We start from the raw sequence: 15421 nt of genomic DNA, 5'->3' as shown, positions 1-15421 counted from the left end.
GTGTCAGCCGGTCTGAATGGGGGTGTCCGTGCGACTCCCCCATTCGGCCCAGCTCCCGTCATAGAGCTGCGCCGGGCGGCCCAGCACGGTCAGGGCCAGCACCAGAATGGCGGCGGTCACGCCCGACCCGCAGGTGGTGATCGGCACAGCCTCATCGTCCAGCCCGCACGCCTCGAATGCAGCCTCAAGCTCGGCGCGGTCCCGCAGACGACCGGCCTCATCGACCAGCGCTGAATAGGGCAGGTTCCGCGCCCCGGGCATATGACCGGGCCGCACACCGGGCCGCGGCTCGGCGCTCTCTCCCCGAAACCGGACGGCGCCCCTGGCATCCAGCACAGGCGTGGTGCCCTCATCCAGCGCCCGCCGTACCGCATCAATGTCGGCCACCGCGTCCCGGTCCAGTCGAGCGTTGAAGCGCGCGGGCAGGGGATGAGCATCGCCACATTCCACCTCGCCGCCCGCCTGTTTCCATGCGTCCAGCCCGCCATTCAGCACCTGAACCCGCGTGGCACCAAAGGTCTTCAGCATCCACCAGGCGCGCGGCGCCGAGAACATTGGCCCGGCTTCATAAACGACAATCCGGTCGCGCTCGGACAGGCCGAGCGCCCCCATCGCCTGCCCGAAATGGGCCGCGTCCGGCAGGGTGTGGGGCAGGGGGGATACCGGGTCGGACACCGCCTCCAGATCGAAAAACACCGCGCCCGGGACATGCGCCTCCCGGAACAGCGCCCGCGTATCCGTGCCGTCCAGTCGCCAGCCCGCATCCACGATCCGCACCGCCCGGGCTTTCATCAAGGCTTGCAGTTCGGGGGCCTCGATCAGCGGCGACATCGATCAGCCCTTGGTCAACGCCAGCTGGATCACATCCGTCCGGCCCGAACGAAACCCGGCTTCGCAATAGCCCAGATAGAACCGCCACATGCGCCGGAATCGCTCGTCAAAGCCCGGCATGCGCTGGATGTCCGGCCAACTGGCCTGGAACCGGCGATCCCAGCTGGCCAGGGTGTCGGCATAATCCTGCCCGAAGCGCTCCACTGACCGCCAGTGCAGTCCCGCCGCCTCGATCACAGGCTTCAGTCGCTCTTCGCCGGGCAGCATCCCCCCCGGAAAGATGTATTTCTGGATGAAGTCGATGCGGCGGGCATAATCCGCGAACAGCGCATCCTGGATGGTGATGATCTGCAGGGCGGCACGGCCTCCCGGTGCCAGCACCTCGGCGATCTTGCCGAAATAGGTGGGCCAGTATTCCTGACCCACGGCCTCGAACATCTCGATGGACGCGACGCGGTCGAACTGGCCGTCGATATCGCGATAGTCGATCAGCCGGATGTCTACCCGTTCCGCCAGACCCGCCTTCTGCACCCGCTGCCGCGCGAAATCATACTGTTCCTGCGAAATGGTAATGCCGGTGACCCGGGCACCGACCTCGCGCGCGGCATATTCCGCGAACCCGCCCCAGCCACAGCCGATCTCGAGCACCGATTGTCCGGCCTGGAGGTCCATCATCCGTGCCAGGCTCTCGTATTTCCGGGTCTGGGCGACAGCCAGCGCCTCGTCCCTCATCGCATAGCGCGCCGAGGAATAGGTCATGGTCTCGTCCAGCCATGCAGCGTAGAATTCATTCCCCAGATCATAGTGGGCGTGGATGTTCTTGCGCGCGCCCCGGCGGCTGTTGCGGCGCAGCCTGTGGCTGATCCAGTTGATCACCTTCATCGGCAGGGCACCGTTGAACAGCCGCTGGATATGGTCGTGGTTCTCGACCAGAATCTCCAGCAGGACCGCCAGATCGGGGCTGTCCCATTCCTCGGCCATATAGCCCTCGGCAAAGCCGATATCGCCATTGGCCAGCACGCGGCGGGCGACATTGTAGTCGCGGATGTCCAGTACCCCGCTGCGGCCCTGCACCTTGCCGACCAGTTCGTGCACCTGCCCGTCGGGCAGTTTCAGCGTCAGCCGCCCCCACGTCCAATTGGCCGCCAGCAGCTTCAGGAACAGGCCGAACCCGCGCGGCGCATGCGCCGGGGCCTGAATGTCGCTCAGGGTCGTCGCCGTCATCACAGGCCTCCACAGGAGAGGGCGAGAACCGGCAGTCTACACCTCATTGTCCAGACTCCTGAAGGCCGCGAGCGCAGCGTCGCGCGCGTCGGCGTGATCGACGATCGGGCGGGGATAGGTCTTGCCCAGCTGGACGCCCGCGTCGGCGCGAACCTCGGCCGGGGCCTCCCACGGGCTGTGCAACCAGCGATCGGGAAGTCTCCGGAGCTCCGGCACCCAACGTCGAACATACTCACCCTCCGCATCGAACTTGGTGCCCTGCGACACCGGGTTGAAGATGCGGAAATACGGGGCGGCATCCGCTCCGGATCCCGCGACCCACTGCCAATTCTGCGAATTACTGGCGATGTCCGCATCAATCAGCGTGTCCCAGAACCAGGCTTCGCCCTCGCGCCAGTCGATCCGCAGGTGTTTGACGAGGAACGAGGCGACCACCATCCGCACCCGGTTGTGCATCCACCCCGTGCTCCACAGCTCCCGCATGCCCGCATCCACCAGGGGATAGCCGGTCTGGCCCGTTTGCCATGCCTTCAGCCCGGTTGTGTCGGAACGCCAGGGAAAGCCATCGAACTTCGACTGGAAATTCCGGTTCGGCAGGGTCGGGAACTGGTGCAACAGATGGGCCGAGAACTCGCGCCAGCCAATCTCGCGCACAAACGCCTCGGCCTGTTGGTCGGTGACCATGCCGGCTTCCACTGCCGCCCGTACATCCCGAACCACACGCCAGGGACTGATCTCGCCCCAGTGCAGGGCTGCCGACAATCGGCTGGTACCCGCCTTGCCGGGGCGGTCCCGCATGACGCCATAGGCCGCCAGATCCCGGCGAATGAAGTCCGCCAGACGTTTCAGCGCCGCCGCCTCGCCGGGGGCCCTGGCATCAAACCTGGCCGCCCAGTCGGGGCGCGCCTCATACAGGCCCCAGTCCTCCAGCCGCTCCGACGCGACGCCGTTCATGCCCTTGATCCGCTCCGGTGCCGGACGCGCCGGTGGCGGCTCGATCGTCTCCATCAACGCGCGGTAAAAGGGGGTGAAGACCTTGTAGGGCTTGTCCGCCTGGGTCAGCACCGACCCCGGTCGCGCCAGCAGCGATCCATTGAAGCCCCGGCAGGCGACGCCCTCATCCTTCAGCGCATGGGCGATATCGGCATCGGTGGCGAAGGCCTCCGGCTCGAACCGCCGGTTCATGAACACCGCATCCGCCCCGGTCTCGTCGATCAGCGCGCGCAGCACCGCCTCCGCCGGTCCCCGCCGCAGGACCAGGGGCGCCCCGGTCTTGTCCAGCGCCTCGGCCAACGCTTGCAGTGACCGCTCCAGCCACCATTTCGACGCCCCGCCGAGCGGACGGCCATCCGCCGTCTCATCCAGAACATACAGGGGTACGACCGGTCGCCCGCTGGCCACCGCCCCGGTCAGGGCCGGGTTGTCGGCCAGCCGCAGGTCCCTCCGGAACCACACGATCACAGGCGCTTCGGTCCGGCTCATGCGCGCATCCCGACAGAAAACCTGTTATCCAAAATCATCCACCCCATATGACGTCCTGTCTGATTTGAGCCCCTGGCTCCCATCCTGTCGAAAGTGAATATCGTGAGCCGTCCCAACGCCGTCATTGAAATCTCCGAAGGTCTCAAGCGTCCGGTCACCATTGGCGGCGGTCGCCGCATCGTCTTCATCGCCGGCCCCTGCCAGCTGGAAAGCCGTCAGCACGCGCTGGAAATGGCCACTGCGCTCAGGGAAATCGGCGAACGTCTGAACGTTGGCATCATCTACAAGACCAGCTTTGACAAGGCGAACCGGACCTCGGCCAATGCCGCCCGGGGGCTGGGGCTCAAGGACTCCCTGCCCATCTTCGCCGAGATTCGTGAGAGCGTCGGCCTGCCGGTCCTGACCGATGTCCACTCCGAGGCCCAGTGCACCGAGGCCGCCCAGGCCGTCGACGTCCTCCAGATCCCGGCCTTCCTGTGCCGTCAGACCGACCTGCTGCTGGCCGCTGCTGCCACCGGCAAGGTGATCAACATCAAGAAGGGCCAGTTCCTCGCCCCCTGGGACATGAAGAACGTCATCGCCAAGGTCACGGGCGCGGGCAATCCGAACGTCATGGCCTGCGAGCGCGGGGCCAGTTTCGGCTACAACACCCTCGTCAGTGACATGCGGGCCCTGCCGGTGCTGCGCGACATCGGCTGCCCCGTGGTGTTCGACGCCACCCACAGCGTCCAGCAGCCGGGCGGGCAGGGCACCTCCTCCGGCGGCCAGCGTGAGTTCGTGCCGGTTCTGGGCCGCGCCGCCGTCGCGGTCGGCGTCGATGCCGTCTTCATGGAGACCCACCAGGACCCGGACAACGCACCGTCCGACGGTCCTAACATGGTGCCGCTTGACCAGTTCGAGTCGCTGGCCGCCCAGCTGATCGCCTTTGATGATCTGGTCATCGCCCAGGGCATCAAGCGCGCGGCCTGAGCCCGTCCGCGACTGGACGTGCCCGGTCCTCTGGGATAGCTCCGAACCATGAACCTCGCCGGTCTTCAAAGCCTGCTCGCCCGGGCCCCGTCCCTCAGCCTCGCCTGTGTGGGTGATCTGATGCTGGACCGGTTCGTCTATGGCGAGGTCAGCCGCATCTCGCCCGAGGCGCCGGTGCCCGTGCTGCGCACTCACCGCTCGGTCTCGATGCCGGGCGGCGTCGGCAATGTGGCCCGCAATCTGGCCTCGCTGGGCACGCGCGTGACCCTCGGGTCGGTCGCGGGACAGGATGCCGAGGGCCGGGTGCTGGCTGACCTTCTGGCCGCGGAACCCGGACTGACCGACGCGGTGCATTACACCGATACGGCCCGCACCGTGGTCAAGACCCGCTATGTCGCCGCAGGCCAGCAACTGCTGCGCCTCGACGAGGAAGAGATCCTCGACGTCGACTATGCCGGCGAGGGGGTGTTTGACGGTGCCCACGCTATCCTGATCTCGGACTATGCCAAGGGCGTCGTCAGCGACGGCCTGATCGCTGCGGCGCTTGCGCACGCCGCACAGGCTGGTGTGCCGGTGATCGTCGATCCCAAGGGCCGCGACTTCGCCCGCTATGGCGCGGTCGACCTGATCAAGCCCAATGCCGCCGAACTGGCAGGGGCCACCGGCCTGCCGACCGACAGCGATGTCGAGGTCGAGCGTGCGCTTTTGGCCTTGCTGGACCGGACGACGGCGAAGGCTGTGGTCGTCACCCGCGCCGGCAAGGGCATGTCGCTGATGCGGCGCGGCGGCGCGGTCCAGCACATTCCCGCCCGCGCCCGAGAGGTGTTCGACGTCTCCGGCGCTGGTGACACGGGGCTCGCGGCTCTCGGCCTCGCCCTGGCTGCCGGTCACGATCTGCCGGATGCGGCGGCCTTTGCAATTCTCGCGTCCGGGGTGGTCGTCGGCAAGAGCGGTACGGCAACGGTCACCCCCGCCGAGCTGCTCGAAGCCGAACTGACCGGCGCCATGGATATCGACCACGGCCGGATCGTGCCGGTCGAGACCCTCGTCGATCAGGTCGAACTGTGGAAGGCGGCCGGGCTCAAGGTCGGCTTCACCAACGGCTGTTTCGACATTCTGCACCGCGGCCATGTCGCCTATCTGGCCCAGGCGCGGGCCTGGTGCGACCGGCTGGTGGTGGCGCTCAACACCGATGCCTCGGTCCGCCGCCTGAAGGGTGAGGGCCGCCCCGTCAACGATCTCGAAAGCCGGGCGGCGGTGATCGGTGGCCTTGCCAGCGTGGATCGGGTGACGTCCTTCGATGCAGCAACGCCGCTGGACCTGATCAAGGCCCTGCGTCCCGATGTGCTGATCAAGGGCGCGGACTATACGCGCGACACGGTTGTCGGCGCGGCCGAGGTTGAATCCTGGGGCGGAGAGGTTCGGTTGGCGGAGTTCTCACCCGGACATTCAACCACGGCGACGATCGAGAAACTGTCAAAGGGCGAGGGCCAGTGATGCGCCGAATGATCGTGGTCACCGGCGGCGCCGGCTTCATCGGCTCCAACATCGTCGCCCGACTGTGTGCTGAAGGCCGCCATGACGTCGTCGTCTGCGACCGTCTTGAAGGGGCCGACCTCGGCAAGTGGAAGAACCTCGCCAAACATCCGGTCGTCGATTTCTGGTGGCCGGAGGAGATGTTCGAAAAGCTGGAGGCCCATGCCGACCGTATCGACGCGGTCGTCCACATGGGCGCCATCTCCTCAACGACCGAGCCCGACGCGGATCTGATTCTCCGGACCAATTTCGCTCTCTCGCGCGACCTCTGGGACTGGTGCTGTGGCCATGATGTGCAGTTCGTCTATGCCTCGTCAGCGGCCACCTATGGCGACGGTGAGCAGGGCTTTGACGACGAGGATGATTTTACCTCGCTGCAAAAGCTTCGCCCCCTAAATGCCTATGGCTATTCGAAATATCTGTTCGATCTCTATACCCGGCAGCAGTCGGAACGCGGGCATGCGCCCAACCAGTGGGTGGGTCTGAAATTCTTCAACGTCTATGGCCCGAACGAGTATCACAAGGGCGGGATGAAGTCGGTCGTCGCCCAGATCTGGCCAAAGGTTCAGGCGGGTGAGCCGGTCCAGCTGTTCCGCTCCCACCACCCCGACTATCCAGACGGGGGCCAGTTGCGGGACTTCGTCCACGTCGACGACGTCGTGGATGTGATCGACTGGTTGCTGGGCAAGCCGGAGATTTCCGGCATCTTCAACGCCGGCTCGGGACAGGCCCGGTCGTTCGCCGATCTGGCCCGGGCGACCTTCGCCGCGGCCGGCAAGGAGCCGCAGATCACCTACATCGACATGCCCGAGGTGATCCGCGACCGGTATCAGTACTTCACCCAGGCCCGCATGGATCGCATCCGCGCCCTCGGCTTTGACGGCCAGTCGACCCCGCTGGAAGAGGGCGTGCGCCGCTACGTCCAGTCGTATCTGGCGAAAGAAGACCCGTATCGATGACGGCCCGCGCGATCAGTCTCAGGTCGATGATCGGCTATGCCGGCTTTGCCCTCGTCTTTCTGATTGTGGCTGCCGCAGCCGTCTGGCGCGGCGACATCCTGCAGGCCGGCATGGATCCCGAGATCCCGTTCCAGACCTATGACCCGCCGCCGCCGCCCGATTATCGGCAGGGCACGGCCTGGGCCATGCAGGACATGGGCATCGAAAACTCCGGTCCGGCGGCCGTCTTCTTCATTCACTCGACCACCTACGACGGCGGTGAGGAGTGGAATGGCCCCATCGGCGGTGCCCGGGCCGACGCCTGGCTCTTCCGGGTCGTGATCCCCAACTATGCCGGTCCCTTCGCCCGCGCCGGGCGGCTCAGCATCCCGCGCTATCGTCAGGCCAGTCTCTACACGCGTCTGACCCTGCGGGACGACGCGCGCGAAGCCCGGGCCTTCGCCTACAGGGACATCGCGGCCGCCTTCGAGATCTTTCTGGACCGTCATCCGACCGGTCCGATCGTGATCGCCGGACTGGAGCAGGGGGGCGAACTGGCAGACCGACTGGTGCGCGAGCGGATCGCGGGTGACCCTGCCCTTCGTCGCAGGATCGTTGCCGTCTATGCCATGGACACCCTCCTGGCGGTCGAGCCCCTCACCCCGTCCTTGCCGCCCTGCCGCAGCCGCGAGCAGATCGGCTGCGTGGTGGCCTTCTCGCCGGTCAGTGACGACAATGACGGCGCGGCCCGACGCCGCTTGCGCCGGGCCCTGATCTGGGACGGACGGGGGCGTCTGGTCGATCTGGGGGATCGGGCGACCGTTTGCGTCAACCCCGTCAACGGTTCGACTGACGAGGTCGAGGTTCCCGCCCGGGTGCATCTGGGCGCGACCAATGCCACCGGGCTGGAATGGGGTGCGCGCCCGGCTCTGATGGCCCGGTCTGTTGCCTCCGCCTGCCGGGACGGCCTTTTGCGCTACACCCAGCCCGGCATGGAGTCCTTCCGCGAGACCGGAAGCTGGGCGGATCGTAGAAAATCACGACCCTACAACCTGTTCTACGGTAATATTGAGCACGACGTCCAGGAGCGGCTGGCGCTGTGGGTCGCCCGATACGCGCCGGACGCGACGGGGAGTCAGTCGCCCGACGGTCGCCCTGTCCGCCAGTCGAACAGCGCCTCAAGCACCTGAACGGCTCGCCCGCGATCGGAGGTCAGAGCGGGGTCTCGCGACAGGATCAGCCGCGCATCATCCGCCGCCGCCCGGATCAGCCCCGCATGGGCCATCGGATCGGCAAACCGGTAGGCCGGAAAGCCGCTCTGCTTCAGGCCCAGCGGATCGCCCCCTCCGCGTATCCGAAAATCGGCCTCGGCGATCTCGAACCCGTCCTCCGTCCGCCGCAGGATATCCAGCCGCTCGACCGCGGTCTTGCCCAACCCTGTCTCCGACTGGCCGTACAGCAGGGTGCAGGCGCTGGGCTTGTCCGACCGCCCGATCCGTCCCCGCAGCTGGTGCAACTGCGCCAGACCGAACCGCTCGGCGTGCTCGATGACCATCAGGGTGGCGTTGGGCACATCGACGCCGACCTCGACCACGGTCGTCGCTACCAGCAGCGGCAGATGCCCGTCCAGGAACGACTGCATGACGGTCTCGCGCTCGGGCCCGGGCATCCGCCCGTGCACCAACCCGACGGGGCGACCCATCAGCTTTGACAGGTCGCGCGCCCGATCTTCGGCGGCGGCCAGGTCGATGTGCTCGGACTCCTCGATCAGCGGACAGATCCAATAGGCCTGCGCCCCGCCTTCCAGGGCTGCCTTCAGCCGCACCGCCACCTCGTCCAGCCGGTCCAGCGGCAGCACCGCCGTCCTGATTGGCCGGCGTCCCGGCGGCTTTTCGTCGAGGCGTGAGACATCCAGCTCGCCGTACTGGGTCAGCTCCAGCGTGCGCGGGATGGGTGTCGCCGACATGGTCAGCAGGTGAACGGCGCCGTCGGCCCCGCCCTTGTCCAGGAGCCTCTGCCGCTCCCGCACGCCGAACCGATGTTGCTCGTCGATGACCGCCAGCCCCAGCCGCTGGAACTGGACACTGTCCTGAAACAGGGCATGCGTGCCGATCACCAGCGGCAACCGCCCGCCCGCCAGTCCCTCCAGCACCGGCCGCCGGACGCTGACGGGGTCCCGTCCGGTCAGCAGGGCACAGGCCACTCCGGCCTCGGCAAACAGCGGGGCCAGCCGCTCATGATGCTGGCGGGCCAGAATGTCGGTCGGCGCCATCAGGGCGGCCTGAAACCCGCTATCGACGGCATCGGCCAGTGCCAGCGCCGCCACAGCTGTCTTGCCAGAGCCGACATCGCCCTGCAGCAGCCGCGCCATCTGTTCGCCGCCGGCCAGATCGCGCCGGATGTCCGCCATCGCCCGCTGCTGCGTTCCGGTCAGGGTGAAGGGAAGGGCTGTCAGCAGCCGTTCCGCTGCCGCGCCGGGTGCCAGTCGCGGGGCTCGAACGGCCTGCCGGTTCCGCCTCCGACGGGCCAGCGCCAGCTGATGCGCCAGCAGCTCATCGAACGCCAGCCGCGCCCGTGCCGGAGCCTGCGGATCGAGATCGCGCTCGCTCTCGGGCGCGTGCAGGGCCCTCATCGCGTCCGGCCAAGACGGCCAGGCCTGTCTGGCCAGCCAGGCCGCATCCTGCCATTCGGCCAGATCCGGCAATGACTCCATCGCCGTCATCACCAGTTTGCGCACCTGCCGCGAGCTGATCCCCTGGGTAGCCGGATAGACGGGCTCGACCGGCACAATCTCGCCGCGCTTGTCAGCAGCAAGCACATAATCCGGGTGAGGTATCTGCACCAGATCGTTGAATTTCTCAACCTTGCCGCTGACGATCCGCCGCTGCCCGTCCGGGCATTGCTTGCGAATCCAGGCCTCCGACCCGCCAAACCAGACCAAGGTCAGAAAGCCGGTCTCGTCATTGGCGCGCAGCTTGAACGGCAGGCCCGGCCGCCCCGGTTTGGTCAGGCCCCCCATGATCAGGTCGAAGATGCCCACCTCGCCCGCGACCGCGGTCTGCACGGTCATTTCGCGCCGCCGGATCAGCCCGGTGGGAGCCAGAAACATCAGATCGCGCACCAGCGGCCCGGCCAGCCGGTGCACTGCCGGGGCCAGGCGCGGTCCAACGCCTTTCAGGCTCTCGACCTCGACGAACAGGGGAAACAGAATCTCGGGCCGCATGATGTGTCACGATAGCCGGACGGCACGGGTGGCGAAATGGACCCGCGACCGCTATCTGACACGGCTCCATTCCTTTTGACCGGGCAAGACTTCTTGTGGCCGAAGACATCGCACGTGCCGAAATGACCACCCGGCTTAACCGCATCCGCTTCCGCGCCTGGCGACGGGGCTTTCGCGAGGCCGACATGATCCTCGGCCCGTTCGCGGAACAGGTCGCGCCGCAACTGGACGAAGCCGACCTCGCCCGGTTCGAGGCCCTGCTGGAGGAGGACGACCACGCTCTCTACGGCTGGATCAAGGGCTCGACGCCGACACCGCCCGAGTGGGAGGGGCTCCTGATGGACCGCATCCGCCGCTTCGTCGCCGAATCCGTCTCGTCCGAGGTGGCGCGGGGCATCGGCTGATGGCGGATCACACCACCCTGAGCGGCGCGCCAGAGGGCCTGGACGCCCTGCGTGTCGCCGAACGTTTGGGCGAGGGCGGCACCGCCCTGTTCATCGCCCGTGACGCCTCGCGCGCGGCCCAGTTCATCGACGCCGTCGGCTTTTTTGCCGAGGGGATCGAGGTCGTGTCCTATCCGGCGTGGGACTGTCTGCCCTATGACCGGCTCAGCCCGTCGTCGTCGGTCTCGGCCCAGCGGATGGCGACGCTCAGCCGTCTCGCCGCCGGCAAGGCTTCCGATAAACCCCTGCTGATCGTGGCCACGGTCGGCGCCGCGCTGCAGCGCACCCCGCCGCGTGAGATCACCGCCAACGCCGGGTTCGAGACCCATGTGGGTCGCGATCTCGATACGGCGTCGCTCGAGACCTATTTCGCCACCAATGGCTATGTTCGCGCCTCCACCGTGTCCGAGCGCGGGGAATACGCCGTGCGCGGCGGGGTGATCGACGTTTTCCCGCCGGGCTTCGACGAGCCGGTCCGTCTCGACATGTTCGGCCAGGAGCTGGAATCGATCCGCACCTTCGACCCGGCCACCCAGCGCTCGACCGGCCAGCTGACTTCGGTCCAGCTGGCCCCGGTGTCGGAAGCCCTGCTGAACGCCGAGACCATCTCCCGTTTCCGTTCCGGCTACCTCAACCGCTTCGGCACGGCGGGCGACGATCCGCTCTATGCCGCCGTCAGCGAGGGCGCGCGCCGGCAGGGGCTGGAGCACTGGCTGCCGCTGCTCTATCCGCGCCTCGAAACCCTGTTCGACTACCTGCCCGAGGGTGCCACCGTCTGGCTGGACAATCAGGCCGACAGGGCGCGGTCCGAGCGCTGGGACCTGACCGTCGATGCCTTTGAGGCCCGGCGCGAGGCCGCCCAGGCCGCCCCCGGCCGCAGTGTGCAGAGCGGCCGCGCCCTGCCGCCCGATGCCCTCTACCTATCGCCCGAAGACTGGACCGCCGCGCTGGCCTCCCGTCCCGTCATCCAGCTCAGCCCGCTGTCCGGCGGCGGCATGGATGCCGGCGGCCGTCTGGGCCGGTCGTTCGCCGCCGAGCGTGCCCAGGACAGCGTCAACCTGTTCGAGGCGGTGGCCGCCTATGCCAGGGCCCGCCGCGCGGACGGTCGCAAGGTGCTGTTCGCCTCCTGGAGCGAGGGATCTTCAGAACGTCTGGCCTCCATGCTGGCCGACCATGGTCTGGAACCGGTCGTGCCGGTGCGCGACTGGGCCGACGTCCAGGCGGCGACCGACACCCTTTATCTGCGCGCCGTCCTGCCGGTCGAGACCGGCTTCGAGACCGACGATCTGGTGGTCATCACCGAGACCGACATTCTGGGCGACCGGCTGGCACGCCCCCGGAAGAAACGCCGCGCCTCCAACTTCCTCGCCGAGGCCTCGGCCCTGACCACGGGCGATCTGGTGGTTCACCTCGACCACGGCATCGGCCGCTATGAGGGCCTGCGCACGCTCGACATCCAGGACGCGCCCCACGACTGTCTGGAGCTGGCCTATGCCGGCGACGCCAAACTGTATCTGCCGGTCGAGAACATCGACCTTCTGACGCGCTACGGGGCCGAAGCCGAGGGCGTGCAGCTGGACCGTCTGGGCGGCGCAGGCTGGCAGGGGCGCAAGGCGAAGGCCAAGGCCCGTCTGCGTGAAATGGCCGAGGGCCTGATCGCGCTCGCCGCCAAGAGGGCCCTGCGCGAGAGCGAGGTCATCAACCCACCGCAGGGGCTGTTCGACGAATTCTGCGCCCGCTTCCCCTATGAGGAAACCGACGACCAGCTGAACGCCATCGGCGACGTCCTGTCCGATCTGGCCAAGGGCACGCCCATGGACCGGCTGATCTGTGGCGATGTCGGCTTCGGCAAGACCGAGGTGGCGCTCAGGGCCGCCTTTGTGGTCGCCATGACCGGCCAGCAGGTGGCGGTCGTCTGCCCGACAACGCTTCTGGCGCGCCAGCACTTCAAGACCTTCAGCGAGCGCTTTGCCGGCTGGCCGATCACGGTCCGCCACCTGTCGCGCATGGTCACGACGAAGGACGCCAATGAGACCCGCGCCGGCCTCAAGGACGGCAGTTTCGAGATTGTGGTCGGCACCCACGCCGTCCTGTCGGAACAGGTCGGCTTCAAGGACCTCGGCCTCGTGATCGTCGACGAGGAGCAGCATTTCGGCGTCAAGCACAAGGAGAAGCTCAAGAGTCTCCGCGCCGATGTGCACCTGCTGACCCTGACTGCGACGCCCATCCCGCGCACCCTGCAGATGGCGCTGTCCGGCATCCGCGAGATGTCGATCATCGCCACCCCGCCGGTCGACCGTCTGGCGGTCCGCACCTATGTCGCGCCCTGGGATCCCGTCATGGTGCGCGAGGCCCTGCTGCGCGAGAAGTATCGCGGCGGCCAGGCCTACTACGTCGCCCCGCGTCTGGCCGACCTGCCCGACATCGAGCAGTTCCTGCGCGAGCAGGTGCCCGAGGTGAAGGCTGTCGTCGGTCACGGCCAGATGTCGCCGACCCAGCTCGAGGCGGTCATGAGCGCCTTCTATGAGGGCGAATATGACGTGCTGCTGTCGACCACCATCGTCGAAAGCGGTCTCGACATTCCGACGGCCAACACCCTGATCGTGCACCGGGCTGACATGTTCGGCCTCGCCCAGCTGCACCAGATCCGCGGCCGGATCGGCCGGTCCAAGGCGCGCGCCTTTGCCTATCTGACGACCGACCCCAAACGCCCGCTCAGCCTGTCGGCCGAACGGCGGCTTCAGGTGCTGCAGTCGCTCGACAACCTCGGCGCCGGGTTCCAGCTGGCCAGCCACGACCTCGACCAGCGCGGCGGTGGCAATCTGCTGGGCGACGAACAGTCCGGTCACATCCGCGAGGTCGGAGTCGAACTGTATCAGCAGATGCTGGAAGATGCCGTGGCCGAGATGCGCGAGCAGGGCGGCGATCTGCGCGACCGGGACTGGTCCCCGACCATCAATGTCGGCGCGGCGGTCCTGATTCCAGAGGATTACGTCCCGGACCTGAACCTGCGCCTCAGCCTGTATCGCCGCCTGTCGGATGCCGAACGGGGCGAGGACCGCGAGGCCCTGGCGGCCGAACTGATCGACCGGTTCGGGCCCTTGCCCGACGAAGCACGCCAACTGCTCCGCATCGTTGGCATCAAGTCGGCCTGCCGCAAGGCCCAGATCGAACGCATCGACATGGGGCCCAAGGGGGCGGTCCTGACCCTGCGCAACAACGCCTTTCCCAACCCGCTGGGGCTGGTCAGCCTGATTCAGAAGAATACCGGCATCTGGAAGCTGCGCCCGGATCAGAAGATCGTCGTCATGGGCGAATGGGCCACGCCCGAGGAGCGGCTGAAGGCCGCCGAGCGCATCACCGACTCCCTGGCGACGGTGGCCGGGCTGGACAGTTAGGGCGAAACCCGCGCCCGGGCCTCGGTTCCCAGGGCCGACGAGGCGCGCTCCAGCGTCCGGGCCGGGGCTTCGCCCGACCGCTGCTCCGCCACGCCCAGCTCGAAGTCCACGACGAACGGCGAGCGCCCCGGCCCGGCCTCGAAGGCGGTACAGCCGATCACGGCCACGATCCGCTGGGCCGCGATCCGGGCCTGGGCCTCGGTGGTACCGGGCAGGGCCAGGGCAAACACTTCGCTGGACAGGCGTGCCGCCGTATCCTCGGTGCGGATGAGGCGCGACACCATGGTGCCGATCTGGGGCAGGGCGCGCGCCAGCCAGCCGTCGCGGCGCGCCTCCTCGACCGGGTCCGTCATCGTCACCTTCAGCACGCAAAGCGAAAGCGGCCGCCGGCGCTGGCGGGCGGCGTCGCTGACGCGGACCAGGTGCTGGGCGAACAGGTCGCGCGTGAACAGGCCCGTATCCGGGTCGGTCAGCCCGGATCCGCGCACGGATTCCAGGGCGCGCCGCACCCCGGTCTGGCGGCGATGAAAGCGGGCCATGGCCAGCAGCCGCCGCGCCGTTTCCCGCTCATCGGTATCGGCGGCGGCCACATCGGCAAAGCCCCGTCCGAACAGATCCGAGGCATCCATCTGGGCCCCGTCGCTCAGGTAAAGCATCACTGGAATGTGATAGAGCCTTGTATTTCTTTTCATGCCTGACGCGATGGACAGGGCCGGGGCATGATCCTCCGCCCCCCACAGGACGGCCGCGTCGAACGGACTCTCGTGCAGATAGTCAAAGGCGGTGTAGGGCGTGGGGGCGGCCACGACCTCGGCTCCCCCTTCCTCCAGGGCATTGGACAGCGCCAGGAACCGCCGATCCGGCTTGCCCGCCGCCAGCACGCGCACCGGGTTCAGGTCGGTGGCCGGCAGGTCGATGGCCTGCCCCTGCTGGCGAAAGGTGTCGATCCGCAGATTCAGTTCTTCTTCGGCCAAGGCCGCCCGCACCAGCTGTTCCAGCCGGATGCGCAATTGCACCGGATGCGCGGGCGCGGACATGGCCAGGTCGACCGTGGAGGACTCCTCGGCCGTTGGCGCTCGTCCCATCAGGGCGATGACCGGCAGGTATCGCGGCGAGGCCAGGCCTTTCAGCCGCGCGGCCACGGGCGCGACATCCGGGTCGTCTGCGCCCGCCACCAGGATGGCGGCCTCGATCGGGAAATCCTCGAGCACGATTTCAGCGGCCTGGGGCGAGGTCGCGGTGATCGTGATCCACCCTTCGGCATCCAGCTGGCGGCACAGGCTTTCGCCTTCGGCTCCATCACCGGCAACGACCAGAATACGCGGATCGAAATCCAAGACGAGTCGCCCCTTTCAGTCCGGAATCACGAATCCCGGG

The 15421-nt window shown here is 67.6% G+C and carries 11 protein-coding genes; 6 read left to right on the top strand and 5 right to left on the bottom strand.

What is annotated here, in order from left to right:
• Nucleotides 1-3: 3 nt before the first annotated feature.
• From sseA to IBJ06_RS05965, 3 genes are read right to left on the bottom strand one after another with little or no spacing between them, the layout of a single operon-like run.
• Nucleotides 4-831, bottom strand: a complete 828-nt coding sequence (sseA, locus tag IBJ06_RS05975; RefSeq protein WP_292158192.1) for a 3-mercaptopyruvate sulfurtransferase — start codon at nt 829-831, stop codon at nt 4-6.
• A gap of 3 nt (nt 832-834) precedes the next feature.
• On the bottom strand, nt 835-2055 hold the full coding sequence (locus IBJ06_RS05970; protein WP_292158190.1) for a cyclopropane-fatty-acyl-phospholipid synthase family protein: 1221 nt from the start codon (nt 2053-2055) through the stop codon (nt 835-837).
• Nucleotides 2056-2091: 36 nt separating this feature from the next.
• Entirely contained in the window at nt 2092-3537 is a 1446-nt protein-coding gene (locus IBJ06_RS05965) for a deoxyribodipyrimidine photo-lyase (RefSeq protein ID WP_292158188.1), read from the bottom strand.
• An 84-nt stretch (nt 3538-3621) separates the two neighbouring features.
• Here IBJ06_RS05965 and kdsA point away from each other — a divergent pair, with 84 nt between their 5' ends.
• Genes kdsA through IBJ06_RS05945 form a run of 4 tightly spaced genes read left to right on the top strand, consistent with a single transcriptional unit; the run spans nt 3622 to nt 8170 of the window.
• Nucleotides 3622-4506 (top strand): 3-deoxy-8-phosphooctulonate synthase, encoded by an 885-nt coding sequence (kdsA, locus tag IBJ06_RS05960; protein ID WP_292158534.1) that lies wholly within the window; start codon nt 3622-3624, stop codon nt 4504-4506.
• Nucleotides 4507-4554: 48 nt separating this feature from the next.
• Entirely contained in the window at nt 4555-6003 is a 1449-nt protein-coding gene (gene rfaE2, locus IBJ06_RS05955; protein WP_292158186.1) for a D-glycero-beta-D-manno-heptose 1-phosphate adenylyltransferase, read from the top strand.
• Between the two features lie 8 nt (nt 6004-6011).
• Nucleotides 6012-7001, top strand: coding sequence for an ADP-glyceromanno-heptose 6-epimerase (rfaD, locus tag IBJ06_RS05950; RefSeq protein ID WP_292158532.1), 990 nt, complete (start codon nt 6012-6014; stop codon nt 6999-7001).
• Nucleotides 6998-8170, top strand: coding sequence for a DUF3089 domain-containing protein (locus tag IBJ06_RS05945; RefSeq protein WP_292158184.1), 1173 nt, complete (start codon nt 6998-7000; stop codon nt 8168-8170). The genes rfaD and IBJ06_RS05945 overlap by 4 nt, the downstream gene beginning before the upstream one ends.
• Here IBJ06_RS05945 and recG read toward each other — a convergent pair.
• Nucleotides 8116-10203 (bottom strand): ATP-dependent DNA helicase RecG, encoded by a 2088-nt coding sequence (gene recG / locus IBJ06_RS05940; RefSeq protein WP_292158182.1) that lies wholly within the window; start codon nt 10201-10203, stop codon nt 8116-8118. The two genes, IBJ06_RS05945 and recG, sit on opposite strands and share 55 nt — an antisense overlap.
• Before the next feature lie 95 nt (nt 10204-10298).
• On the opposite strand from recG, the gene IBJ06_RS05935 reads away from it, so the two are divergent.
• Together IBJ06_RS05935 and mfd are read left to right on the top strand one after the other, a co-directional pair.
• Complete coding sequence (locus tag IBJ06_RS05935; protein WP_292158180.1) at nt 10299-10607, top strand: succinate dehydrogenase assembly factor 2; 309 nt, start codon at nt 10299-10301, stop codon at nt 10605-10607.
• Nucleotides 10607-14044, top strand: coding sequence for a transcription-repair coupling factor (gene mfd, locus IBJ06_RS05930; RefSeq protein ID WP_292158178.1), 3438 nt, complete (start codon nt 10607-10609; stop codon nt 14042-14044). Before IBJ06_RS05935 ends, mfd begins: the two co-directional genes overlap by 1 nt.
• Here mfd and IBJ06_RS05925 read toward each other — a convergent pair.
• Nucleotides 14041-15381: a diguanylate cyclase gene (locus IBJ06_RS05925; protein WP_292158176.1), complete on the bottom strand. Its 1341-nt coding sequence runs from the start codon at nt 15379-15381 to the stop codon at nt 14041-14043. The two genes, mfd and IBJ06_RS05925, sit on opposite strands and share 4 nt — an antisense overlap.
• Nucleotides 15382-15421 lie beyond the last annotated feature (40 nt).

This window comes from Brevundimonas sp. (assembly GCF_016742135.1).
Classification (GTDB): Bacteria; Pseudomonadota; Alphaproteobacteria; order Caulobacterales; family Caulobacteraceae; genus Brevundimonas.
The sequence above is the reverse complement of the archived record's forward strand: the minus strand, read 5'-3'. Positions and strand labels throughout refer to the sequence as shown.

Excerpts from the sequence above, each read along its gene's own strand:
- sseA (WP_292158192.1), bottom strand. The coding sequence starts at position 831 with ATGTCGCCGCTGATCGAGGCCCCCGAACTGCAAGCCTTGATGAAAGCC.
- IBJ06_RS05970 (WP_292158190.1), bottom strand. The coding sequence starts at position 2,055 with ATGACGGCGACGACCCTGAGCGACATTCAGGCCCCGGCGCATGCGCCG.
- IBJ06_RS05965 (WP_292158188.1), bottom strand. The coding sequence starts at position 3,537 with ATGAGCCGGACCGAAGCGCCTGTGATCGTGTGGTTCCGGAGGGACCTG.
- rfaE2 (WP_292158186.1), top strand. The coding sequence starts at position 4,555 with ATGAACCTCGCCGGTCTTCAAAGCCTGCTCGCCCGGGCCCCGTCCCTC.
- rfaD (WP_292158532.1), top strand. The coding sequence starts at position 6,012 with ATGATCGTGGTCACCGGCGGCGCCGGCTTCATCGGCTCCAACATCGTC.
- IBJ06_RS05945 (WP_292158184.1), top strand. The coding sequence starts at position 6,998 with ATGACGGCCCGCGCGATCAGTCTCAGGTCGATGATCGGCTATGCCGGC.
- recG (WP_292158182.1), bottom strand. The coding sequence starts at position 10,203 with ATGCGGCCCGAGATTCTGTTTCCCCTGTTCGTCGAGGTCGAGAGCCTG.
- mfd (WP_292158178.1), top strand. The coding sequence starts at position 10,607 with ATGGCGGATCACACCACCCTGAGCGGCGCGCCAGAGGGCCTGGACGCC.